The 25,725-nt window shown below is 36.1% G+C and carries 20 protein-coding genes; 9 read left to right on the top strand and 11 right to left on the bottom strand.

The features are described from left to right. Window positions 1-505 precede the first annotated feature (505 nt). On the bottom strand, window positions 506-1,375 hold the full coding sequence (gene lipA, locus H1P_RS00240; protein ID WP_144862946.1) for a lipoyl synthase: 870 nt from the start codon (window positions 1,373-1,375) through the stop codon (window positions 506-508). A 150-nt stretch (window positions 1,376-1,525) separates the two neighbouring features. On the opposite strand from lipA, the gene H1P_RS00235 reads away from it, so the two are divergent. From H1P_RS00235 to H1P_RS00190, 9 genes are all read left to right on the top strand, one after another. Next, complete coding sequence (locus H1P_RS00235; protein WP_144862944.1) at window positions 1,526-2,107, top strand: hypothetical protein; 582 nt, start codon at window positions 1,526-1,528, stop codon at window positions 2,105-2,107. 59 nt (window positions 2,108-2,166) lie between these two features. Beyond that, window positions 2,167-4,104, top strand: a complete 1,938-nt coding sequence (locus H1P_RS00230) for a peptidoglycan D,D-transpeptidase FtsI family protein (RefSeq protein ID WP_246141403.1) — start codon at window positions 2,167-2,169, stop codon at window positions 4,102-4,104. A gap of 489 nt (window positions 4,105-4,593) precedes the next feature. Further along, on the top strand, window positions 4,594-5,160 hold the full coding sequence (locus H1P_RS00225) for an integrin alpha (RefSeq protein ID WP_144862942.1): 567 nt from the start codon (window positions 4,594-4,596) through the stop codon (window positions 5,158-5,160). Next, window positions 5,144-7,150 carry an FG-GAP repeat protein gene (locus tag H1P_RS00220; protein ID WP_144862940.1) on the top strand — a complete coding sequence of 669 codons (2,007 nt, stop codon included), beginning with the start codon at window positions 5,144-5,146 and terminating at the stop codon, window positions 7,148-7,150. The genes H1P_RS00225 and H1P_RS00220 overlap by 17 nt, the downstream gene beginning before the upstream one ends. A gap of 738 nt (window positions 7,151-7,888) precedes the next feature. Beyond that, on the top strand, window positions 7,889-9,370 hold the full coding sequence (locus H1P_RS00210) for an MBOAT family O-acyltransferase (RefSeq protein WP_144862936.1): 1,482 nt from the start codon (window positions 7,889-7,891) through the stop codon (window positions 9,368-9,370). A 221-nt stretch (window positions 9,371-9,591) separates the two neighbouring features. Further along, complete coding sequence (locus H1P_RS00205; protein WP_144862934.1) at window positions 9,592-9,849, top strand: hypothetical protein; 258 nt, start codon at window positions 9,592-9,594, stop codon at window positions 9,847-9,849. A gap of 175 nt (window positions 9,850-10,024) precedes the next feature. Next, on the top strand, window positions 10,025-11,131 hold the full coding sequence (locus H1P_RS00200; protein ID WP_222426879.1) for a DUF1574 domain-containing protein: 1,107 nt from the start codon (window positions 10,025-10,027) through the stop codon (window positions 11,129-11,131). Further along, window positions 11,124-11,912: an SGNH/GDSL hydrolase family protein gene (locus H1P_RS00195; RefSeq protein WP_144862932.1), complete on the top strand. Its 789-nt coding sequence runs from the start codon at window positions 11,124-11,126 to the stop codon at window positions 11,910-11,912. Before H1P_RS00200 ends, H1P_RS00195 begins: the two co-directional genes overlap by 8 nt. 42 nt (window positions 11,913-11,954) lie before the next feature. Continuing rightward, a complete protein-coding gene (locus H1P_RS00190) occupies window positions 11,955-13,685 on the top strand; it encodes a TolC family protein (RefSeq protein WP_246141402.1) in 1,731 nt (576 codons plus the stop codon). Between the two features lie 335 nt (window positions 13,686-14,020). Here H1P_RS00190 and H1P_RS00185 read toward each other — a convergent pair whose 3' ends face one another. From H1P_RS00185 to rffA, 10 genes are all read right to left on the bottom strand, one after another. Beyond that, complete coding sequence (locus H1P_RS00185) at window positions 14,021-15,868, bottom strand: glycosyltransferase family protein (protein ID WP_144862930.1); 1,848 nt, start codon at window positions 15,866-15,868, stop codon at window positions 14,021-14,023. A gap of 197 nt (window positions 15,869-16,065) precedes the next feature. Then, a complete protein-coding gene (locus H1P_RS00180) occupies window positions 16,066-16,428 on the bottom strand; it encodes a DMT family transporter (protein ID WP_144862928.1) in 363 nt (120 codons plus the stop codon). 39 nt (window positions 16,429-16,467) lie between these two features. Further along, window positions 16,468-17,388 carry a glycoside hydrolase family protein gene (locus tag H1P_RS00175; protein WP_144862926.1) on the bottom strand — a complete coding sequence of 307 codons (921 nt, stop codon included), beginning with the start codon at window positions 17,386-17,388 and terminating at the stop codon, window positions 16,468-16,470. A 2-nt stretch (window positions 17,389-17,390) separates the two neighbouring features. Further along, window positions 17,391-18,176: a hypothetical protein gene (locus H1P_RS00170; protein WP_144862924.1), complete on the bottom strand. Its 786-nt coding sequence runs from the start codon at window positions 18,174-18,176 to the stop codon at window positions 17,391-17,393. Window positions 18,177-18,326: 150 nt separating this feature from the next. After that, on the bottom strand, window positions 18,327-19,109 hold the full coding sequence (locus H1P_RS00165; protein WP_144862921.1) for a phytanoyl-CoA dioxygenase family protein: 783 nt from the start codon (window positions 19,107-19,109) through the stop codon (window positions 18,327-18,329). A gap of 51 nt (window positions 19,110-19,160) precedes the next feature. Further along, window positions 19,161-19,952 (bottom strand): amidohydrolase family protein, encoded by a 792-nt coding sequence (locus tag H1P_RS00160; RefSeq protein ID WP_144862919.1) that lies wholly within the window; start codon window positions 19,950-19,952, stop codon window positions 19,161-19,163. Beyond that, window positions 19,949-21,295, bottom strand: a complete 1,347-nt coding sequence (locus H1P_RS00155; RefSeq protein ID WP_144862917.1) for an ATP-grasp domain-containing protein — start codon at window positions 21,293-21,295, stop codon at window positions 19,949-19,951. The genes H1P_RS00160 and H1P_RS00155 overlap by 4 nt, the downstream gene beginning before the upstream one ends. Next, window positions 21,296-22,399: a serine hydrolase domain-containing protein gene (locus H1P_RS00150; RefSeq protein WP_144862915.1), complete on the bottom strand. Its 1,104-nt coding sequence runs from the start codon at window positions 22,397-22,399 to the stop codon at window positions 21,296-21,298. Window positions 22,400-23,132: 733 nt separating this feature from the next. Next, entirely contained in the window at window positions 23,133-24,095 is a 963-nt protein-coding gene (locus tag H1P_RS00145; RefSeq protein WP_144862913.1) for a glycosyltransferase family 2 protein, read from the bottom strand. Between the two features lie 63 nt (window positions 24,096-24,158). Continuing rightward, window positions 24,159-25,385 (bottom strand): dTDP-4-amino-4,6-dideoxygalactose transaminase, encoded by a 1,227-nt coding sequence (gene rffA / locus H1P_RS00140; protein WP_144862911.1) that lies wholly within the window; start codon window positions 25,383-25,385, stop codon window positions 24,159-24,161. Window positions 25,386-25,725: the final 340 nt, after the last annotated feature.

The raw sequence follows: 25,725 nt of genomic DNA, 5'->3' as shown, positions 1-25,725 counted from the left end.
GGGGTGAATATTATTAGTTAGTAATCACTCCTCTTAGGATTAGATTGCCCAACTTTGATAAAAAAAAGAACATCGATCGAAAGTTTTTTTCCTACTTCAGCAATTTGACTTAGTTATTGTCATGATCTAGAAAAGGATTGTAACTTTAAGCACAAAAATATAAATATCCCCAATGATTGAGTACTTTGGTGGGACGACTAATAATGAACGAAAATTGTTCCTAAACTACTTTTATTTAATTATTTGTAATAACTTTTTTAGAATCAACAAATAATTAACAAGTTTGCTAGTAGAAAAACAGAAATAGTTAACTATGTCTATCAGTAAATTCTTGGAACTTTCTTTCAGCTTAAAAAAAATTGCTTGAAATATCCGTAAAATTACAGATAAGAAATAAATCGCATTTTTGTCGGCTTCTTTACATTTTGTGGGATCTTTCTGCTTATTCTTGATTTTTACTTGTTGATTCTTTTGGTGTGCACCTATCTATGTCAGCGTTCCTTATTTATCGTGGATGAGTTTTCATGAGTTCTCTAACTTGCTCTGCGTGGTAAGAACTACGAGTTAGAGGTGTGGAAACTACCTGAAGAAAACCAATAGACTCACCAAACTTTTGCCAATTGTCAAATTTTTCGGGGGTAACAAATTCTTGCACTCCTAAATGCTTTTGTGAAGGCTGAAGATATTGACCAATGGTTATGATGTCACAATCGACATTGCGTAAATCTTGCATCACGGCTTTAACTTCTTCATCCGTTTCTCCCAAACCAGCCATAATCCCTGATTTGGTATAGATCTGCGGAGCAATAGAGCGAGTTTTTTGCAGTAGCTTAAGCGATCGCTTATAATCACCTTGAGGACGTACTCGCTTATAAAGTCGGGGAATAGTTTCTGTATTGTGATTTAAAACTTCTGGCTGCGCTTGTAAGATAATCTCTAATGCTTTCCAATCGCCACACAGATCGGGAATTAATACTTCAATAGTGGTATCAGGAGAAACTTTTCGTACTTCTTCTATACAGCGTACAAACTGAGAAGCACCGCCGTCTGATAAGTCGTCTCGATTCACAGAGGTAATAACCACGTGATTAAGTCTTAACCGACGTACTGCTTCCCCCAATCTAATGGGTTCACTAGGATCGAGAGCTTGGGGTTTTTTCTCAAAGTCAATGTCACAGTAGGGACAAGCACGGGTACAAGCGGGTCCCATAATTAAAAAAGTAGCTGTTCCGACATTAAAACATTCCCCAATATTAGGACAAGAGGCTTCTTCGCACACAGTATTTAACTCTAAATCTCTGAGTATTTCTTTAACACTGCCTACTCTTTGCCATTGCGGTGCTTTAACTCTCAGCCATTCTGGTTTTACTATCACTCTTTAATCGCTCCCATAATTGCAAAAATATTTTTTTTCTATCTTGTTCTTGGTTACAGTTTAATCATCACCGATCTATCAACAGAGGATAGGATACTCAAAAATAGTGTAAATATAAAGTTACATTATCCGAATACTTCTTACAACAGCTTGCAATTCTTAGCATTTTGTAAACAGGTAGGCTATAATGCGCCAGAAAACAAATTACCGAGACTTCATTGCGTTGCCATGTCTGCTCTTCCTCAACCCGATCTTAGAGATGTTGTTGATTCTTCTTGGAAGTTACAAACTCACCAAGAAAAAACTATTATCTCTAATCTTTCTGTCACCTCAAGCAAGAAAACATCAAGCAAGACCACTAAATTATCGCGCAAAAAACATTCTTCTGCTGCTCTACAATTACTAACATTGTTGCAACAAGGCTCTTCTTATTTAGCTGCGGTCATGATGTTAGCGAGCATTGGCTTATACTTAGCAACGGTTCGGATTCCCCAACTGTGGAGTCAGGAGTACAAAACTCTCGAAGCTTTACAGCGTCAAGAACGCAACTTAGTAGCTATTGATGAGGCTTTGAAGTATGAAATTGCTCAACAAGCAGAACAACCAGAATTAGATATGTCTGGGATCGCTCCTGAAAATACAATGTTTTTGCAACCCAACCATGTCGAGCCACAAGAAACAGCGATCGCAGATAATAACTCATTTTGGCAGTCTATACCCTTGGGATATTAAGCAGTAAGTCGGCTTTGCTACCCCTGCATTTTTAACTTAATTACGCCTATCTACATATTATGGCAACCAAAAAGCGATCGCGTCAGCAGAAAACTATTATCAGTCCCCATAGTGCTATGAATGCTCGTCAACCCTCAACAAAGAGGGTGGCAGAAAATTTGTCGCCACAAGTTGTTGGGCGGTTAATATTTGTGTGGGGAGTTTTATTGTTGGCTGCGATCGCTATAACTGGAAGACTTTATGTACTTCAGGTTGCAGAGACTATTCCTATTGCTGAAGATTCAGAAATGGCCAAGGAAGATACGCATCTGCGTCAACTAGCAGGAAAAACTTACAAAGAAATTGCCAAAAATCAGCAAAACACAATTTTGGAGCCCTATACACCCCGCCGTCAAATTGTAGATAGTCAGCAAAATATTTTAGCAACGGATGTTATAACTTATAAGCTGTATATTCACCCCAATCTTTTTATTCGTAATCGCCAACAAATTTCAGCCCAAGAAATTGCTCAACAACTGGCGGATATTTTAGATACTAAAACAGCAGACGAATTTTTAACTTATTTCCAAGATAAAAATAAAAAAGGAATTCCTCTTCCTGAAAATATCTCCGATTCTGCGGTAGCCAAAATTCGCGCTTTGAGTATTGATGGTTTGGATGTGAGAAAGCAATATTCGAGGGTTTATCCTCACAAAGAAATGGTTGCTGAAGTGATTGGCTATATTAATGATGATAGCGATCGCCAACCTCAAGCAGGAGTAGAATATACTCAAAATGAACTTTTGATACGCAAACCAATCAGGTTAAAGTTAAAACGCAGTTTTTCCAAACAGGATGGTAAAAAACAAAAAGTCTTTTTCCCTGGATATTTAGAACGATCTCGACCCTTTCTTGCTTTTGACGACCGACGACTCCAATTAACTATTGATTTACGTCTCCAACAATCTGCCAGGGCTGCTTTAAAAGCTACTATGGATGAATTTCAAGCTAAAAGAGGCACAGTAATTGTCATGGATGTCTCTGATGGTTCAATTTTGGCAATGGTATGCGATCCGACTTACGACCCCAATCAGTATCAACAATATACAGATTACAGTTTATTTAAAAATTGGGCAGTTACCGATCTTTACGAACCTGGTTCTACCTTTAAACCCATTAATATAGCGATCGCTCTAGATGAAGGGGTAATTACTCCAAAAGAGACTATTGAAGATACAGGAAAAATTAAAATCGGTACAGATACCGTTCGTAACCATGACTATTATGACAAGGGTGCAAGGGGAGAAATGACGATTCCTGAGATATTACAGCAATCTAGCAATGTCGGAATGATTAAAATTATGGAACGTATCGCCCCCGAAAAATATTATCAACGATTAAAAGAATTAGGTATTGAGGATAAATTAGAATTAGAAATTCCTGGCTCTACTGCGGGAACACTCAAAGATGAAATTGAATTTACCGTACGAGAGATAGAACCCGCTACTGCTTCTTTTGGTCAAGGATTTTCTTTAACTCCTCTGAAATTGTTACAGATTCATGCAGCGATCGCAAATAACGGAAAAATAGTTACACCTCATGTAGTAAGAGGTTTATCTGACTTTGACGGTTATCTGCATTATTCTCTTCCCAAACAAGAAACAGAGATTTTTTCGGAGAAAACCACTCGTACTGTTTTAGAGATGATGGAAACAGTAGTGCAAGATGGTAGTGGTAAAGCAGCAAAAATTGCTAATTATCGCATAGCAGGAAAAACAGGAACATCACAAAAAAGCGATCTTACTACAGGATATTATGCAGAAAATGCCAAAATAACCAGCTTTGTTGGTATTTTTCCCGTTGAAAAGCCCCGTTATGCCGTTTTAGCTGTGGTAGATGAGCCTCAAGGAAGGTATACTTTTGGTTCTAATGTTGCTGCACCAGTAGTCGGCGAAGTAATTAAAGCAATTATTGCCCATAAAGGAATTGAACCTGTAGAAAGTGAGAGCAAAAGATAAAAAGCAGATGTTCAGTAGTGAAATTGCTAAAGGCTGACTAGAAGAGATTTAGAGACGCAAAGAGAGAAGCCGACCGATAGCAGAAATATATTGAGGATAGTAAGTAGTAAAACGTTTACACATTTAATTCTGTTTATAGTACTTAATTATTTGACAAATTTATTGACACCTCAAAAACTTTGATGTCTTGAAACTTACAAAAATAACCGTTTTTATCAATCACTTTACAAATGAGCGGTGAAATATCTAATTTACAATAAAGATTTCATCAAAGCCTAAGCAATATTACTCAAATTTTTTAGAGAAAGCGTAAGGTTGAGAATAAAACTTTAAAGAATTGTGCTAATAACTTCTGTAAAAATACTTACTTTGAAGAAAGTAATCGATCACAAAAACACATACGAGGTTTTTTCATCTGAAGTTATTTTTAATTGGCATCGGTAGATAAATCATCAAACTTAACATCAAATTAATTTGAGGTAAAGCAAAATGGCTCTTGATAGATTAAATCTGGCGGAATTGGATGGTGATAGCGGTTTCGTTATTGTTGGTGAAGAAGGCGAATTAGGAAATATCACCGTTAGCAATGCAGGAGATATCAACAGTGATGGTATTGACGATTTAATTGTTGGCGCACCTGGGGCTGAAGAAGCTTATATTGTTTTTGGTAGTACTGAAGATTTTGATAGAGAATTAAATGTTAGCGATCTTGATGGTAGTAATGGCTTTAAGCTAAGTGGTATCGAGGCTTCTGGCGATCAATTAGGAAGCTCAGTTAGCAATGCAGGAGATGTTAACGGTGATGGAATAGATGATGTAATTATTGGTGCATCCAGAGCCGATTCTGAAGATTCTAGTAATGACCAAGGAGAAGCTTATGTCATTTTCGGTCGTAGTAATGGCTTTGACTCTGAGTTAAATGTCAACGCACTTGATGGCAGTAATGGTTTTACTATTCCTGGTATTGATGACGAAGGTGATTTGGGAAGTTCTGTCAGCAGTGCAGGAGACATCAATGGAGATGGTATTGAAGACTTAATTGTTTGGCGCACCTAGAGTTGGAGAAGAAGTTAGTTCTTCTTTCGAGGGCTACGAGTTCACTTATTCCGATCCTAGGGGAGAAGCATACATTATTTTTGGTAGTAGTGAAGGTTTTGACAAAGAATTCGATCTTACTACTCTTGACGGTAATAATGGCTTCAAACTCGGTGGTGTCCGTCGCTTTGATTTCTTTGGTAGCTCTGTGAGCAGTGCAGGAGACATTGATGGAGATGGTATTGAAGACTTAATTGTCGGCGCACCTGGCGCAGGAGAAGAAGTGATTTTCTCTGGATATGGCAGATACTATAGCTATTCCGATAGCCGAGGCGAAGCTTACATTGTTTTTGGTAGCACTGAGGGTTTTGATGCTGAATTAGACCCATCTGATCTAGATGGTAATAATGGTTTTACTATTTCTGGGATTTCAGTAATCAATAATTTAGGTAACTCTGTGAGCAGTGCAGGAGACATTAATGGAGATGGTATTGAAGACTTAATTGTCGGCGCACCTGGCGCAGGAGAAATTGGGTATGAAGGGTATTCAGCTTATAGTAATAATCGAGGAGAAGCATATATTATTTTTGGTCGTACTGAAGGTTTTGATGCAAAATTAGATTTAACCACTCTTGATGGTAGCAATGGCTTTAGATTAACTGGCAACCCCAATAACCGATTAGGAAGCTCCGTAAGTAATGCAGGAGATTTTAATGGTGATGGTTTTGACGATATTCTTGTTAGTTTACCTAATGCCAACACTGGGCAAGTTTATTTAATATTTAGCAGTAGTGATAGTTTTGATGCTAACGTAGATTTAAATAATCTCGATCCAGATGATGGTCTTCTTATAAGCAATACTAACAGCCGTTTAGATAGCCCTGTTAGCGGTGCGGGAGATATTAATGGTGATGGTTTCGACGATATTCTTATTGGTAAGTATGTTGTTTTTGGCTCCGCCCCCATAGACTCAGAATTAAGTGGAACAACAGGCAATGATTCACTTACTGGTACTATTGTTTCAGACTCTTTTTCTGGCTTCGCAGGAAATGACACCCTTGATGGATTAGCAGGAAATGACACCCTCAAAGGTGGCATAGGTAACGATCTTTTACTAGGACGAAGTGGCAACGATTTTATCAACGGGGATGCCGACAATGATACTTTAGAAGGAGGTACAGGAGAAGACACCCTCAGAGGTGGTCGAGGTAGCGATCGCTTGCTAGGGCAAGAAGGGAAAGATACTCTTCGAGGAGGTGCGGGGAATGATACTCTTCAAGGCAATTCCGATAACGATCTCCTCAATGGTGATGAAGGAAATGATACTCTCTTTGGTCAGTATGGAAAAGATACCCTCAACGGTGGTGAAGGTAATGACCGACTTCTAGGACAATGGGGGGATGATACCATCAATGGCAATGAAGGGAATGATACTATTCAAGGTAATTCCAGTAACGATTTGCTCTTTGGTGGAGAAGGTAGCGATCGTATTTTTGGACAATGGGGTAATGATAGCATTAATGGAGGTTCAGGTAGAGATCGCCTGTTTGGACAATGGGGTAATGATACTCTCAATGCTGGAGTAGGAAATGACTATGTGACAGGAGGAAATGGGAACGATGCTCTTTCTGGCGCAGATGGCAATGATACTTTAATCGGGATTGAAACCAACAGTAGTGAATCTAACTTTGGGTTGGCAGAACTTGACACTCTTAGCGGTGGTGCGGGAGAAGATACTTTTGTCTTAGGCGATTCGGATCGGGTTTATTACTCTGATGGAGAATCTGATTTTGCTATGATTACAGATTTGAATACCAGTGAAGATACAATTCAGTTAACAGGTTCGGCAGATTTATATAGTCTCGATTTCGCCGATGATGGAGCAGTGACTACTGATGCGGAGCTAATTTACAATTCAGGAATGGAAACAGAGGGAGAAGTGATTGGTGTTTTGAAAGATGTTTCTTCTGAGTTGAGTCTGGATGATTCGGTATTTACTTTTACGGGTTAACAATTCGCCGAAAAAGATGATGAACACTTAGCAAAGTCAGAAAATGATTGCAAAAGGGGGTGGAAAGTTATAAACAAGAACCCTAATCAAAAAATATTATCGATTATCAAGTTTTTATAGCGTTGCTAATTTTAAATATGAAACGTAAATTGTAGTAAATACAGAAATTTGTCTTTCTTCCCTTGCTCCCCCTGCTCACATCAGGCTCAAACTAAAACCAAACTTAGATTGAGCAACGCTATTTTTATCTTCCTTGGCTATGTAACTTATTATGAAGTCATATACATAGTGGGATTGTGGTCAACTTTTGAACAGTAGAAAAAAGAAATTTTCAGTATCACTCCTGTATAGGATTTTTCTGGCTATGACAGTATTATTACTGAAATAATCTCTGAATCGATGGTAGGTTACATTAATAGTTATCACTATAATCAGGACACAGATAGTTAATGCTAAATTTCTATGATAAAGATATCTTTAAATTCTAATTATTGTCGATCGAGAACACTTCTACTTCCTGCCTCCTGCCTCGCTCAAAATTTAGGTAACCTACGCAAACAGGATTTAGTATTAACTGTAAATAAGATATTCGATTACGATATTGATACTATATTGTCAGAATTATTAGATTTTGCCGTTTTATCTAATTGGAAAAATCTAGAAACTAATTTGTATTAATAGAATCATCAAAATAATCTATTAGTTTTAATTATCATCTGTAGTTTTCTTTTTAATAATATGCTTTTTAATTCTTATATTTTTATATTTTTATTTTTACCAGTTACTCTGATTGGTTATTTTACTTTAGGTAGGTTTCATTTAGTTAAAGCTGCAAGAATTTGGCTTTTAATTACCTCTTTATTCTTCTATGGTTATTGGAATCCTCCTTATCTTTTATTGATGGTAATTTCCATTGTTTTTAACCATCAAACAGGAAACGCGATCGCATCCGTTCAACTGAAGAGTCAAAGGGCTACACTACTATTATGGATTGGTATAATAGTCAATTTAGCTAGCATTTGTTATTACAAATATACTAATTTTTTCCTCTCTTCCGTTAATACACTTTTTGAAAGTAATCTGCCTCTCAATGAAATTTTTCTTCCCCTAGCTATTTCTTTTTATACTTTTACTCAAATTGCTTATCTAGTAGATGCTTATCGAGGAGAAACCCAAGAAAATAAGTATGATTTGATTACTTATAGTTTGTTTGTTGTCTTTTTTCCTCAATTAATTGCAGGGCCTATTTTAAGGCATGATGAACTTATTCCTCAATTAGGTAAGTTGAAAAGTTATTTATTTTCTCATAAAAACTTTGCTTATGGAGTAACACTTTTTAGTTTAGGCTTATCTAAAAAAGTTTTGATTGCCGATAATGTTTCTCCTTGGGTAGGAACAGCTTTTAGCAATATTAACGATCTGACTTTTCTAGAAGCCTGGGTAGGAGCATTGAGTTATACTTTTCAGCTTTATTTTGATTTTTCTGGCTATTCTGATATGGCAATTGGTTTAGGCTTAATGTTTAATATTAAGCTACCGATTAATTTTGATTCTCCCTATAAAGCAACCTCTATTAGTGATTTTTGGCGACGTTGGCATATTACCTTATCTAACTTTTTACGTGATTACTTATATATTCCTCTTGGAGGAAGTCGTCGTGGAGAATTACGTCGTTATACTAATCTAATTACTACTATGTTGTTAGGTGGTTTATGGCATGGTGCGGGATGGACATTTGTTTTATGGGGAGGCTTACACGGTATTTATCTCTCAATTAATCATTGGTGGCGTAAACTCAAAACGCCTTTCCCTGGTTGGTTTGCTTGGGCAATCACTTTTGTAGCAGTAATATTTAGTTGGGTTCTTTTTAGAGCAGCAACTTTACAAGATGGCTTAACAATGATTGCTACTATGACAGGTTTTAACGGTATTACTTTACCAGGAGAGCCTAGCGGAAAATTAGCTATTTTGTCTAATTTTGGCATTCAATTACAACGCTGGCAAAACTTAAAATATTTACCATTATTGGGTGGTAGTAGATTGCTAGCAATCTTATCTTTAATTGGTTTAATTTTTTGGGTAAAATTATTACCCAATACCCAAGAAGTAATGGCAAAAATGAAACCTACATGGTGGTGGGCGATAGCAGTAGGAATAATGACAAGTGTTTGTCTTTTGTCTTTAAATCGGGTATCTGAATTTCTTTATTTTCAATTTTAAAACTTAGTATGCCAATAAAGGATCAAAGATTTAGTTTTCTTTTAATTTTTGCTTCTTTAATTCCTTTAATATTAGATTTAAAGATTTTTATTTCTCCTTCCCATACTACCCAATATGAAACAATCGCAATCGCTGGATTATGAGCGACTGTTGAAGAATGGAAAAGAGAAGTAGTTAAAATTACTCCGATTTGGGATTTTGCCTATCATAACAGTATTTCTATGGAAATTATTGACGAACAGATGATTCACTATATTGATAGTTCCCATTATAGTCAGGATACAGGAAATTTAGTTTTAAACCGCATTTTAAATTATGAATTAGAAAAAGTACCTCAAGACTTTGGAGTGTTGATAACTTCAGAGAATATAGAGTCTCACTTGATAAATAATCGACTGAAAAAAGAGCAATGGCGCAATAATCGCGATCGAGAAGTTAAGCTAGTAGAACAAGTCAAAGTAAAACTAGAGTCAAAATAGATTAATGGACACTATTTTACAGTGAGCTTTCTCTACTAAAAAATACATTAATAGCAATTTGATAATGAGTAACTATCATTCAGCAAAATCTTTTTTCTTTAAAAGAAAAAAAAAGAAAGCAATCCCTCGCAAGAAAAATAAATTTGCTATTTATAACTATTATTTAATAGGTATCATGACAATCCCTGTTTTTTCAGTGGGATTATTTAATTGGTTAATCGATCCTCAAGATATTTTCAAGTCACCCAATTACTGGAAAATTAATCACGAAAAAATCAACAAAGATAACAACGATCGCTTGTTTAAAGCTGTTGATATTATCCGTCTACAACCTGAAAATATTATTATGGGTTCATCCCGTACTAAGCAAGGAATAGATCCTGAATCTTCTGCTTTAGGAAAAGAGCAAAATTTTTATAACTTAGCTATTAATGGTCCTAATTTTTATGAAGCAAGAAGATATATCGAACACGCTATTCACAATCAACCAGAACTCAAAGAAATTATTTTAGGGGTTGATTTTTTTATGTTTAATCAAGACTTAGAGAATCAGCCTACTTTTAATAGTTCTAGGCTAGAAAAAAACCATCTTATCTTTGATGATGCAGTAAAAAACTTGTTTTCTCTTGATGTTGTCAATAATAGCTTAGAAACTATCAAGGCAAGCCAAAATTCTCCTGATACTGTTGATGATGACTATGGCGATGATGGCTTTATGCCTAACCGCAATTTTAATAATGGACAGACTATTTGGCGGTTTAACCAATCAATTAAACTTTATTTCAGTCTTCACTCGAACTATCAATTTTCTGAATCTTATTGGAATGATTTTAAGCAGATAGTTCAATTATGCCGTGAAAATAATATTGAGCTAAAAGTATTTCTTTCTCCAGCCCATGCTACCCAGTGGGAATCTATTTACACGACAAAAAGATGGGATGTTTTTGAACAATGGAAAAGAGAATTAGTCAAAATAATACCTGTTTGGGATTTCTCTGGGTACAACAGCATTACCACAGAACCTATTGCTAAATATATGGACAACTATGTTGATAGTTCTCACTATACTCCAGAGATTGGCAACTTGATTTTGCAGCGTATGTTAGATAAACAAACAGATGAAATACCACAAGATTTTGGTACTATAATAAACCAGGAAAATATCGAACAACATTTAGCAAATATTAAAAGCGATCGCCAAAAATGGCTAAAAAATAATCCAGAAGAAGTAGATTTAGTACGTAAATTTTACGCTGAAATAAATCAAGATCGAAATGAATAAACTCCAGATATTTTGTGTTACTTTATTGCTCTTATTGCTGGCTTCTTTAAGCGCGAATTTAATACTATATCAAGAGCTTAAAAATACCTTTATTAACCTTTATCAAACCAGTCTCAATCCTTTAGGAATTAATAAATACAAAAATCAAGAGCTTCCTAATAATCAAGTTCCTAAAGTGGTATTTTTTGGTGATTCTAGAGCCAATGGTTGGAGATTTCCGCAAAATGAAAATTTTCAATTTATCAATCGAGGTATCAGTGGACAAACTTCTGCTCAAACTCTTTTACGTTTCGAGGAGCATATTGCACCTTTAAAACCGCAAATAATTGTTATTCAATTAGGAATTAACGATCTGAGAATGTTACCCTCAAATTCTAAAACTAGATCTGATATCGTTAATAATTGCCAACAGAATATAGCTCAGATTATTGAACTCTCTCAAAGAATTAACGCTACTGTGATCTTAACTACAGTCTTTCCTTTGGGTTCGGGAAATATTCCCCTAAAATATCGACCATTCTGGGCTAGCCTTAGTGAAATGGAACAAAGCATCAGTGAAGTAAACCAATATCTCAACTCTTTTCAAAACCAGGTAATACTTTTTGATGCTTATGCCTTGTTAAATAGCGAAGATCCAGGTAAGACAAAATACTACAGAGATCTATTACACATTAACCGTCAGGGTTACGAGCTACTTAATCAAGAGTTAAACAAAATACTTACGAAAATACACGCAAAATCGAATATCAAAGGATATATTGATTATGAGACAAATCAATAACGCACAGTTATTGTGATTTCCTATACAGTTGAGGAGTGAGGAGTGAGTAAGATTAATTCTATTTTTCAAATAGCTAGCATTACTACGGTAATTTTATCTGGTTCTCTGACATCTGCTATTGCCAGTAATCCATCGGAGCAACCACCGCAACAAACTGGTACTAATGAACTGGTTTTTCAGCCCAACACTTTATTAAGAGCGAGTTTGAACTCGGACAATTTTGCCAAACAAGTGAAGCGCAATGGGTACAGCGAAGCTAGCGCGTACGAGATAGCAAGTACTAATGAATTACCAGTCAACTTGCTCAAACAGTCCCCCAGTTCATCAAAAATCTTAATCTCTCAGAATACCCCTGAAACAACAGAATCAGAAACTACCACGCCAGAAGCATCCGAACTAGATCTGCTAAATCCCGACCCCGATCAATTAGAAATTCCGACAACTCCTGAAGAAGTCAACATTGATATTAATCAGCCCATAACTCTAGAAGAAGCTGTGGAATTGGCTTTAACCAACAACACGGATTTACGAGAAGCCCAATTAAACTTAGACCGTTCCCGCAGAGAACTACAAGAAGCCAGAGCAGCTCTTTATCCTAGTTTAGCTGTGCAAAGTAATTTTAGTAACAGTGACAATGCCAGTAATAATAGATCGGCTGAGCAAGCTGGTGAAACTCAAACTCTAGATTCTCAATTAGGAGAGGATACAACTACTTTTGACGGTGATTTGACTCTTAACTACAATATTTATACAGGAGGAAGGCGAGGAGCAGATATTCGTCGTGCAAAAAGGCAATTCGAATTTAGCGAGCTAGGTGTAGAAACAGCTACCGAGCAAACTACTTTTGAAGCAAAAAGAGACTATTACAGTTTGCAAAATGCCGACTCTCAAGTAGAGATTGAACAAGGAGCCGTAGAAGATGCTAGTCAAACCCTTAACGATGCTCAACTACTAGAAGAAGCAGGTTTGGGGACAAGGTTCGATGTGTTAAGCGCAGAAGTAGAATTAGCTGATGCACAACAAAGATTAACCAGTGCTAGAGCAGCTCAAGATGTCGCTCGTAGAGTGTTGAGGGAAACTCTTAATTTAGGAGAACAAGTAGATGTACAAACTGCGGATGACATTGCCAAAGTCGGAATTTGGGAATTAGCTCTTGAAGATAGTATTGTTAATGCTTATGACAATCGTGTAGAACTAGAGCAATTTTTACTTCAAAGAGAAATTAACCAAGAACAAAGAAAAATTGCCTTAGCTGATATTCGCCCTCAACTGGGTATTTTTGGGACATTAGATTTTTTAGAAGTATCAGATGATGATATAGATATCCAGTCTGGTTATACAGTAGGCGCACAATTACAATGGACACTTTTTGATGGTGGTGCAGCTAAAGCTAGAGCTAGACAATCAGATGTTGATGTTTCTCTGACAGATAATGGCTTTGCCAATCAACGAAATCAAGTTCGCTTAGAAGTTGAACAAGCTTTTTTTAATCTTCAAGCCAATGAAGACAATATTAATACTACAGAAAAAGCAGTAGAGTTAGCAGAGGAAAGTTTACGTCTGGCTAGATTGCGTTTCCAAGCAGGTGTCGGAACACAAACGGATGTTATTCAAGCTCAATCTAGTTTAACCACCTCTAGAGGAAATTTTCTGGCAGCAATTATTCAATATAATCAATCTTTCAACGAACTACAGCGAGCTATATCTGGCGTCATAGACGATCAAATAAATACACCAAATGGTCAAACAAATACACCAAATGGTCAAAATTAAGCTGTAAGGTGGGCATTGCCCACCCTACCTATGTTTATTTCTTATCTTGTTCAAGATAGTTACTGCTTTTATAGACAAATATGCCTTAAGCATTTATCAGAAAAATCTGGAATGGACAAACTACGTGCCTCGATATTGACTGTCCGTGATGTGTTTCAACACTGGAATTATCAACTACTTTTTTAATGACGTTAACTATTGGAGAGGTACTACTTGAATAACAGAGGTTACGTACACAATAGGTTTCATTAAAGGTAATATAACATCTAAAAACCTAGTATTTCAAACGATATTTTGTCTTTAATTGTCTAAATTTGCCTATAAATTCGATAAAGTTAATCAATACTGTTTTCTTTAGAAGACCACACAGTAACAGTTTTTTTACTCAAAGGACGTATTGCATAAAAAGGATTCTCTACTTCTCCTACTTTATGATAATCTTGAGGAAAATTAATTCCTACCTTTTTCAAACAACCTAATACTAAAGGGTCAATATCATTATTAATTAAAAAAACAGCTTTTTTAGGATTAAAACTAGAATGCAGAATATTATTACAAGTTCGCACTGGTGACTCTGGAAAAACGCTAAAATACCAAGGCGCACCAGGAGAAAATCCCCCCAAAAGGTACACCAATCCAGGCATATCATGTAACGCAATAATCGGGTCACCTACTTGAAAGCCAGATTGATGGACAATATTATGAAGCTGTTCGATAAAATTTGCTGTTAAAGGATCGACTTTTAATCCTCTTGCATGGGGTTGAACAAATTCTAGTAACTCAGTCTGTTGCAGACGATTTTCTAATAGCTTATAAGGGTGGTAAATTTGACTATAACTAATTTTAATGCCCAGCCATACTATTATAGTTAAAGTAAAAAGATAGATAAAGTTTTTAGTTTTGTGGTTTTGATAAAGTAAAGTTAGCAAAATCAAAATTACTGCTAACCAAGGAATAATATTTCTCGCTGCTAATGCTCTAATGGATGTGTTAGTACCGAAAGCTGCACCAAAAGGAAGCAATAATAAAAAAGAACTAACTCCGATTATTTTTCTGAAAGAAATATAATTTTTGAACTTTAAAAAGTAATTATTGGAAGCAGCAAGTATAACCAATAAAAAAATAAAAATTAGTGGATAGTATACTGTAATATTTATTGCTTTAATTAGATGCCATTGTAAGGGTTGAATCAAAGCCAAAATGACAAATGTAGCAAATAGCCAAAGTAAGATACTAAGCAAACGAGTCTTTCGATAATGCTTCAAATAGCTAGAAGAAAAATAAACCTTGGTTAAGCCAAAAGTAGTTAAATAAACTCCGATAATCGTGATGATTATTTCCCATCTGATTATTTTAGAAGAATCCCGATCTTTGCTATAAATATTTTCGACGCTGTAGCTAGTATCAGATGCATCCCCGACCATTAAGGATAACTGTCTTGATAGTAGTTCTTGATACTGCCAAAAATTTTGAAATAAAACAAAGTATGTTAGCAAGCCTAAAAGTCCGCCAGATACAAAATAAATTACAATTCGCAGATAATATTGCCAATTGACATTTTTTGTGTCCAATATTAGTAAAACTCCTAAGAAAACTGTAAACATGACTGCGGATGGAGCTTTATTTAAAAATTGAAATGTTGCTAAAAACCCAACAGCTAGCCAACCTAGTTTAAATTTCCAAGACTTAAGAATTTTACTATCTTCTTGAGCAATTAATATCAATACTAAACTTGCTTGGGTTATGTTTAAAGCATTATTAATGACATCATAATTGAGAATATTATGACGGTCATAATCTAAAACAAAACCACCTAAAATCAAAAATAGAATAATGAAGCTAAGTTTAAAAGGTTGATTTTTCGGTTGATAGATTTTGTTTAGCCAGTAGTAAAAGCTAATAGCAAAAAAAGAAGCAGCCAAAGTAGTTGAAACTAAAGCGATCGCTCTATAAGCCATTAAACTAGGCTCTAACCAACCAAATAATTTATAAACAATTCTATGAAAAGCACTAACAACTTCTAACCTTTCTTGTAATGGTTCATAGCCCAAAACAGCATAAGCTTCATCGGTAATATTAAATCCTTTATCTAATACCCAAATTTTAACACTAGCAACTAAAATTACGGTGATTAATAACACTATGTATGTTATTTTTTCCAGACTTTGAGCAGACTTATACATTTTAAATAAACCAACATAATTAAACTGAAAATAAAATTCGTCGTTTCATCTCAAGTATTAAAAAAATAACTAGATAATAAGTAACAGTTATCTTAAAATATTAGATATTTAGGTAACTACTACCTATTACCTACTACCCATTACTCATTACTCAATGACGAGTTACTCATCACTCATTACTCATTACTCATTACTCATCATCCCTGACTAGCAATAATTACCCCTGCAACAATAAAACCAGTTCCAATTGCTTTGGGAATAGTAATAACTTCGTGAAAAAATAAGGAACTACCAATCAAAATTAAAATAAATGAAAGGCTAGTAAAGGGATAAGCATAATTGATCGGAAACTTAGTCATTGCTGCCATCCAAGTTAATCCAGATAAAAAAGTAGCAGTTAAACCACTGATTACCCAAGGTCGGAATAAAATCTGAATTAAAAAAGTAATTTTATCAATAATTCCTACTGGTAATTCTCCAGCCATTCCCACCTGCCATTTCATAACAAGTTGGCTATAAACGACGAGAATAACGGTTAGAAAAATATAAATGTGATACATAGTTTGTTATGAAATTTGTTATTAAATTAGTTCAAAAAATTATATTTTTAATCTGGCAAGCCCCAGTCCCTCGCGACCATATTCATTACCACAATAAAGTAAATAGAGATATTCTCCACAACGAAAAACATTAGGGTAACATTGAGATTGAGAATCCCATCCTGTATCAGATAAAGTAATTCTTATATCGCGATCGCTACGAGTCCAATTAATGCCATCTTCGGAAAAAGCATAGCCTAACTTATAATAATCACCTCGGTAGCAATACCACATATGATAAAGATTTTGATACTTAAAAATAGTAGGACGACAGATAGAATGTTCCTCTTTATTTTGGATATCAATACATACTTGATTATCTCTTATCCAATTAATACCATCTTCTGAAGTAGCATACTTGATAATGTAACGATGTTTTGCTGCATCTGGCTCATTTCCCCAATTAATAAAACTGGTATACCAAAGCTTCCAAATACCCTCATCAAACTGAACACAAACTGAACCAATAGAGAGGAAATCTTCATTAGTACGCTGCAAAATTGGGGCGCGAGAAAATCGTTGAAAAATATCACCTTGCTGTACTGCCATTCCCAAATGATTTTGAAATGGAGTTAAGACTGTAGGCATCCATCCCGTGTAATAAAGACGAAGTTTATCTTGATGTTTGACTAAACAAGGATAGGAAACACCATTTTCATCAAAAGCTCCCAAAGTACCACAAGATAGAACAGGTTGAGGATCGATATTAATTACTTTCGGATCATCTTGCAAATCCAATTGCACTCTACCAATTAAAGAGCGATTAGAACTATCTCTACCAGTAACATAAACATCAAATAGATATTCTTGCTCTGTAGCAACAGCATAAGAAGCCCCTGTAAAGGTACTCATCCACTCAATTTTGGAGTTTGGGGCTAAAATTCGTCCTAGCTTTTCCCAATTGTTGTTTACTCCTTTCATAATTAAGATTTTTCCTTGATTTCTAAATCCACCGAATCAGAAATAGTCTTATTACTACTGAGCTTGTTAACTGCAAACAGTAGCATCCAGCGACCTTGAAAAGATAGCCAATCAGGTTGAACATCAGGATCGATTCTTTCTACACCATGAAGAATTTGAGCATTAAAATAAACCACATCACCCCAACCACAGAAATCGTCTAGAAAAATGCGATCGCCATTTTCTGGTTCTACATAAGCTCCTCCTTGGTGAAAATCCACTCCTTTTTGCGACAGCATCATTGTGGGAACAGTAAGCTGATGGCTATCCACAGGATCGGTGTGTTTATTCAGTCCTCCTAACCCCGCAGGATAAAATTGAAAAGCTAGTCTTGCAGTACAATCATCTTCTGGAGTTTTACCCAAAAATTTATTAGCAGATAAACCACTAAGTAAATTTTTCATTTGATAAACGGGACGACAGAGATTAAACAAATCAAATACATCTTCATTCCAAGGAAAGAATACAAACTGATGAAAACATCCCTTAACATAGGCGCGGGAATCCCAACGGTTAAGGCGATGAAAATTAGGGCAATTGCGCTCTATTGCTCGATAGTTTGGTAGAGAATTACTACCTATTTGCGTTAAATAGTTTCTAATTTTGCTCAGAGTTTCTTGGGGAATGACCTGTTTAAAAATATAAGTATCCCCTGCTTTAATATCTGCTCTGATTTTGTCTATTTTATCTGGATCGTTTAACACCATCTCATGGTTATCAAGGGTATAAATATCTCTAGCGAATATCATTTTTTTGTTAATTGTTGGTTGCTGATGGCTCGTTGTTTTTTAGCTGTAAGCTATAAGCTCTAAGCTTTAAGTTATTACTTGCTACTTGTTACTTGCTATTCGCTACTTTGTATTTACTCATTACTTACAAAAATCCTCCTTCCTCATCCTTCATCCCTGTCCTGCTTTATACAATCTCTTTTCAGGAGGTAAGTAGAATTCTTTTAAATTCGTAGGGACGCGGACGTTATAGCCAAGGAAAGCTTTACCTCTTTCTCCTAGTTGAGACAAAATATCTTCATTTACCATGCGAGGAAAGTCGAATCTTTGACGCATCCAAGAGCGACAAGCATACACAGTGCAACCCGAACGAATATCCTCAGTTTTATTAGTACCTCCTGCGTGCCATACTCTAGGATGAAAGAAAGCTGCATCTCCTGCTTTGCGCTTTACGCGAACTGAATTGCCATAAAATTCTTCATCGGTAGGTCGTTCTATAGAGCGATGTGAACCTGGTAAATAGTAAGTTGCGCCGTTTTCTTCGGTAAAGTCATCCAGAGCCAAAGTCATTAACAATCCTAGATGGTATCCAGGGATTAACCGAGGCATATCAGTATGAATATTAGAGGTGTAGTGATGCTGATTGGGTATTAACACCGTAGAAGTAAAGGAATAAAGAATACAGCTATCTCCTAAAAAGTGAGAGAAAAAGTGATGCATCTTTTCATTTTCTAACAGGCGCAAAAAAGCCGAGCCTCTAGTTACCAAGTCCAAAACAATAAACTCTTCTTTCCCTGGTAAACCCATGTATTCTTCTGCATCAACTTTAATTGCATCTAAAACTTGGGATTTAAGTTCTGCTATTTCTGTCGTACGTTCGACGATATCGGGAACAATGGTAAAACCGTCGCGATCTAATTCATCAAAATGTTTTTGCCAATCAATTTTTTTCATAATTAAGTATTTTCCAAAAAAAGTTACTAGCTTCTGATAACTGATAACTGTTTACTGTCTAAACCCTTGCCAATCTTGAAATAGTTTTTCTAAATTGCGAAAACAAATATTTTCTAGTTTTTTTGAAGGTAAGTCGGGGGTTAGCTTGAGTAATTGCTGTTTTGCTTGCAATGGCGTGTATTCGGGAAAATCAGAACCTACTGTTAAACGTAAATCGAGGGTGCGACACAAAAAGCTGATATCTAAATCGATAGAGCTACCTGCATAACGCATCATCGTAAAAGAAACATCTAGCAGTAGTTTTTCACGCATTCTGACAATTTCGTAGATATCCAAAAGATGACCGCCTCCACCGTGTAATAAGACAATTTTGGTTTGAGGACATTTAATAGAGATCGCATCTATAACATCCGCAGGGTGACGGGTAATTACTTGTTTTTGGCGAAATAGGGTATCGAGGAAAATTACTAAGTTGTGCTTCCCCGCCATCGATATAGTGGCAATACACCTTTCATCCAACGGATCGTAAGAGTTCAGACGGGGATGGAGCTTAATTCCTGCAAAACCGCGATCGCTAAATGTCTTGATTTCTGACTCTATTTGAGCTAAATCTTTGTATTCTGAAGGGTCAAAGCCCGCAATTGGCACAAAAAGATCGGGATATTTACTGGCAAATTCTGCCAAGGTTTCGTTATCTTGATAACCAGCTATATTAACTAAACAAGCGCGATAGGCTTGCTGCTCCATTTCTCTTAATAAACGGTCTAAACTGGCATCGTATCTTGTTCCGCCTAGCCAAGTGCCATCGGCGGTAGCATGGGTTAGAGAATCAAAAAATTTCATAATTGGTTAGTGGTTAGTGGTTGATTGCTTGTTGTTGATTTTTCCCTATTTATTACATTCTTCATCTTCCTGACTTCTTGATTTTTCCAAGTATTGATTTGAATCAAATTTTTGGCAGTTTCGGCGTTTTGAATAGCTGCGATCGCATTTTTTCCTTTACTAATTACATAACCCACTCTGGCGGTAGCATCTCGTAAGGGTTTGATGAGCTTTCCTGGGGTGACTTCTACAACAACTTCTGTGATTTCTGCAACTTTTTGGGCTGCTGCAACTCCTTGAATATCAATTACTTGACCAGGATCGGGGCGCAAAAAACGAATTGCCGAGCCACAATCTTTAGTTGGTTGCAGATTAGGAGTTTCACCGATGGCTAGTTGTAATGTAGCTTTGACCAAATCCACTCCACAGGAAAGGGGTACAAGATGGGAAGTAATGTAACCACCCCCTAACCGCGCACCGATTTCAATTATGTAAGGGCGATCTCGGCTTCGCTGAGGTGCTAAGCGGTCAGCTTTGCTGGCTCGCTTTGCGAGATCGCCTGAAAAGCGAATTTCTGTGTGACTAGCAGTGTTATCGATTTCTAAAGCTGCAATTCCTGCGAGGGTTAATTGTGTAACCTGTTCTTTTTCCTTTGCTGATAGTTGGCTGGGTTGACTGTGACCGATTTCCACAAAGAAAGGAGCTTCAGTGGTTAGTTTATCGGTGATACGTACAATTTCTGTTTTACCCTTGATAGTAATGGCTTCTACCGAAATTTCTTTTCCTGCAATAAATTCTTCGACCATCACTTTACCCTGTTGACTAAAATTCAGGGCTTTGTAAAAGGCTTTAGATATAGTTTCATCTGTAGTATCACTCTCAATCAAAGTCACACCCCTCCCTCCCGAACTATCTGCGGGTTTGACAATGACCCCACCTTGGAAATTTCTTACTGCTTCTAGAGCTTGGTTAAGTGTTCTGGTTTCTCGCCATTGGGGAATTGTGATTCCTTTTGTTTGTAAAACCTTTCGCATTTGGGCTTTATTCGTAGAAACCATCGCAGCCGTTTTACTTAATCCTGGGATGTTAAGTTGCTGAGATACTTTCGCTACCATTGGTACTGGATAGTCCGCAGCTAAAGTTAAGATGCCATCGATAGAATGCTGCTTTGCCACAGTCAAAATGGCTGCTTCATCTGCTAGATCGTAGTTATAAGAACAATCTGCTAAAGTTAAACCCACAGCATGAGGTGAAGGGTCAATAGCAATTACAAACAAACCTAATTCTCTAGCAGCTTGAAAAGCTGGCAATTGCATCTGTCTTGCACCCAATATCAGTAGCTTTTGTTGGTGATGTTGTTGCATTTATTTGTTTCCCCACAAAAAGTTAGGTATCTCGATACCTTGAGTAGTAACTTGCGCCCAAACAAAATCATTTTTGACCAATAAATTGCTGTTATTACCTCCTCTATGTCCTGCTAAAAGTTCTGTATCGCTAATCAATCTTTCTCCGCGCCACATACCCCCAGTACTAATTAACAGTCCGACACGGGCTAAATCTTTGGGACTCATGACCACCCAACCGCCTCCACCGACACAGGGATTAGCAGCAATTTCGTAGGGAGGATCGATAAAAGCACCGTAATTGGGCATTTCGGGATAAAAATTAACGTTGTCGTGAACTTCTTTTCCTGATAGCCAATCCCATCTGTCCCCAGAAATGTCCATTTTGCTAAACAGTTTTTCATCCAAGACATCTTTGAGACTTCGACCCCAAATAGCAGTCAAAGCTTGGGTTAAACGCCAATAACCGCCACTAGCGTAGGAGTATTCTGTTCCAGGTTCGATATGAGCGTAGTTATCTTGAATTGGATCGCCTGTATAGTTTGCCCATTGGGGGATGTCTTGCTTGTTGAGCCAGTAATAACCATTGCTGATCGGAAAACCTCCTCGATGTTCCCAAAGATGCTTAAAAGTAAGGGAGCGATGATGACCTTGGTTGAGATACTGATGGCTAGCGGTAAGTTGCGTCTCTCCCGTCCAATAATCCCTTACCAGATCGTTTTCACTACCGATCAAACCTTCATCTACAGCTAACTGAAGAGCAATTTTAGTAAATGCTTTGCCCACAGAAGCACTTTGATATAAGTAGTCTGGATTGCCCCAAGTTTGAATTATGTAGCCATTTTTCGCTAAAACTACTCCCCATTGATTCTCATTATGTTGTTCGCCAAATTTACTAGAGCCTTGGGGTTTTTGAGTTTTATTCCACCATTTCCAACGAATAGAATCAATGCCAGCTTCTGCTGGTATCAAATATTGCCATTCTTGTTGGGGAAAATTAGTAGTAGATAACATAACATTACTGTTAGATGTCTGACTGGGATAAAACCGAATCAGAATAATTAAGGTAGCAACAAATAAAATTAATAAGTAGATTATTTGACTTATCGAACTGATTTTTTTCATTTTTCAATAATTAATTAACAACTTTTTAAACTCAATAAATCAGTTATTAAATCTCGACATCTGGCGTTAAATTATCATTTTTTTATATAATATTTAAATACATTTTAAGGTTAAATTATCTAAAGTTTTAGCTTCAGCTTTGGTTGCTAAAGTCATGATTTTATTGTTTTAATTACGATTAGTAAATTGGCTTTACTATTATTTATTTTTAAGGCGATCGCGATTATTTAAATTACTTTTATCTCACCTAATTTGCTTTTGAGCAGTTTGTCTTACTAATAATAAAAATATTGAGTTTATTTTGATAATCATAAAGAGCAAATTTTGATGGACTATAAGATTATTGATTGCTATAAAGTTTTTCTCTTTGGAAATACTTGAAGAAATTAATTAAGTAAGCTTAAGCAGTACTATGCTTAAAAAATATTAATTAAAAAAGAAAATATGATTTATTACAAACTTCAAAAAACAAGATAAATCATCCAACAAAAACTAATAATTCAGTTTACTGTGTTTAAAATTATCAAAACAATAAAAATCTTACAAAAGTCAATTTACAATTAAAACTTATCTTAGGTTATCTATATCCATCTGCGGATAATGTTGAGCTTAATCATTTATGCAAGAAGCCTGATAATTTTGTAATTGCTTCTTAACGTAATATAAAATAAGATAAATCTTGTATAGTAAACTTCAAAAGATATTACTGTTTTTGTGTTTTACTTATTGATTTTTAGTTGTTTGTATTAATACAGTAATCTTGCTCAATATTTGTCTCTTGGTATTCGTGTATTTCCCGAACAACAGTAAAAGGACGTTGTTTAGTTTCAGCAAAAACTTTAGACAAGTAAATCCCGATTAATCCCAAACAAAAAATAGTCAATCCGCCTAAAAACCAAATAGAAACAATCAAAGATGACCAGCCCACAAGAGCCTTATTCCAAATAAGTTTACGGACAATTAATGTTAAACCCGCAATAGTAGCAAAAAGGACAATTATTCCCCCCAAGTAAAAATTAAAAACCAGAGGAGTCGCACTAAAAGTAGTAATTGCATCAACAAATTGAGCAATTTTTTTCTTTAAAGTATAGGTTGAACTACCCTTACTATGTTTTTTCACCTTAACTGGAATCTGTTCAAAGCCCGTAATTGTCCACAAACCAGGAATAAACACTTCTCGATCTTTATGAGCCACCAAACTGCGAACATACCTTTGACTCATTAATCTAGTGACTAATTGATTACCAGGAACATAGTGACTAGATAAAGCATTAAACAATTTCCAGAAGATTGCGCCACTAAGACGTTCAAATAACTCACCTTTACGAGCAATCTGAACTCCGTAAACGACATCTGCGGTAGATTCTTGGAAAATTTGATGAAATTTGCCTAATAATTCTGGTTCTTCTTCTAAATCACAGTCTATAAGTAGTACTAACTTTCCTTTAGCATGGGCTAAACCAGTCATCATTGCTTTATGATGACCAAAGTTACGTGATAAGTCGATTACCTTGACTTTGGGAGCTTGACGATGAAAAGATAACACCAAATCCAAAGAATCATCTGGTGAGCCATCATTGACAAAAATAATTTCGTAGTTACTGGTTATTTTCTCGGCTTCAGCACTAATACGACTATAAAATTCCGTCAAATAAGGCTTTGAATAGTAAAGCGTCGTGACGATTGACAAATCCATTGCTCAAAATGTTACTTACTAAAATGCCTACTCTTTTATTACGTTGATTCATCTCAATCATGCTTATGCAACATCTACATTTAGATTATTTAGATTGTTGCTGTTAAAAATATTGCGATCGCTAGAAGTATGAGAGTAGGCTGCAAAAAACTCTTCAATAATGTTGCTAACACCATACATTTGACTTTCTCTGATGTCGGCAAACATCGGTAATCTTAGTAAGCGATCTGCAATATCATTGGTAACTTTCATCTCACCAACGACTCGTCCAAATTTTTGACCTGCTACAGAGTCATGGAGAGGCACATAATGAAAGACGGCACTAATTCCTTCTCGTTTGAGTTGTTCGATCAAAGCAGTGCGAGTTGCTAAATCTTCCAGTAACAGATAATACATATGACCGTTATGTTGACAATCGTCAGGAATAATCGGGCAATGCAAGATTTCTTCGTATTCTAATTTTTTAAATACCTGATGGTAATAACGCCAAGTACTTAACCTTTTACGGGTAATTCCTTCGGCAAGTTCTAACTGCGCCCACAAAAAAGCAGCATTAATCTCACTGGGTAAGTAAGACGAACCCACATCAACCCAACTATATTTATCCACTTCTCCACGGAAAAACTGACTGCGGTTAGTTCCCTTTTCCCAAATAATCTCGGCTCGCTCTATTAGCTCAGGATCGTTAATTAAAAGTGCGCCACCTTCTCCTGAGATGATGTTCTTAGTGTCGTGAAAACTGACTGCTGCGAGGTGTCCAATACTACCTAGTGGTTTGCCTTTATACCGAGAAACCATGCCTTGAGCAGCATCTTCAATTACTAATAAGTTATGCTTGCGAGCTATTTCCATTATGGTGTCCATCTCACAACTGACACCTGCATAGTGAACGGGAACAATCGCCCTAGTTCTCTCTGTAATTGCTTGTTCTATTTTTGTTTCATCCAGATTTAGGGTATCGGGGCGAATATCGACAAAAACAGGAACGCCACCACGCAACACAAAAGCATTGGCGGTAGACACAAAAGTATAAGAGGGCATAATCACCTCATCTCCTGGCTGAATATCAGCAAGTAGGGCTGTCATTTCCAAAGCAGCCGTACAAGAATGAGTTAATAATGCTTTTTGACAACCAATCCGAGATTCTAACCAGGCTTGACACTTCTTAGTAAATTTACCGTTACCTGACAGTTTTTCTGTGGCGATCGCTTGCTTAATATATTCCATTTCTTTCCCAGTAGTAAAGGGAAGATTAAAGGGAATGCGATCTATTTTGGGGTTTAAATTCATTTTCTTATCCAATCATTTTTAAATCCTGTTGAACCCTTACTATGATCCATGTTGGCTAGTGACTAGGCGTGATTTTTAATCGCGACATCAGAGAGAGCGAGTTTAACAAAACACTAGACACAATCAACAGACAAAAAAAGTCTATTGCTTTTGTATTACTTAGTTTTCTATTAGAGAGATTTTAAAGAGTTAGGTTTTATAAAAAAGAATTAGTGATAATAACTAAGTATTTTTTGATATTTTGATTTTTGTCGAACTTCTCAAGTGAGTAAAGTATTAGCTATTAACTTATTTATCACTTTTCGATTATTGACTATTACTTAGTTATTTCTAATATAAG

The organism is Hyella patelloides LEGE 07179, from assembly GCF_900659865.1.
Taxonomy (GTDB): domain Bacteria; phylum Cyanobacteriota; class Cyanobacteriia; order Cyanobacteriales; family Xenococcaceae; genus Hyella; species Hyella patelloides.
This window is presented reverse-complemented; position numbering and strand designations above follow the sequence as displayed.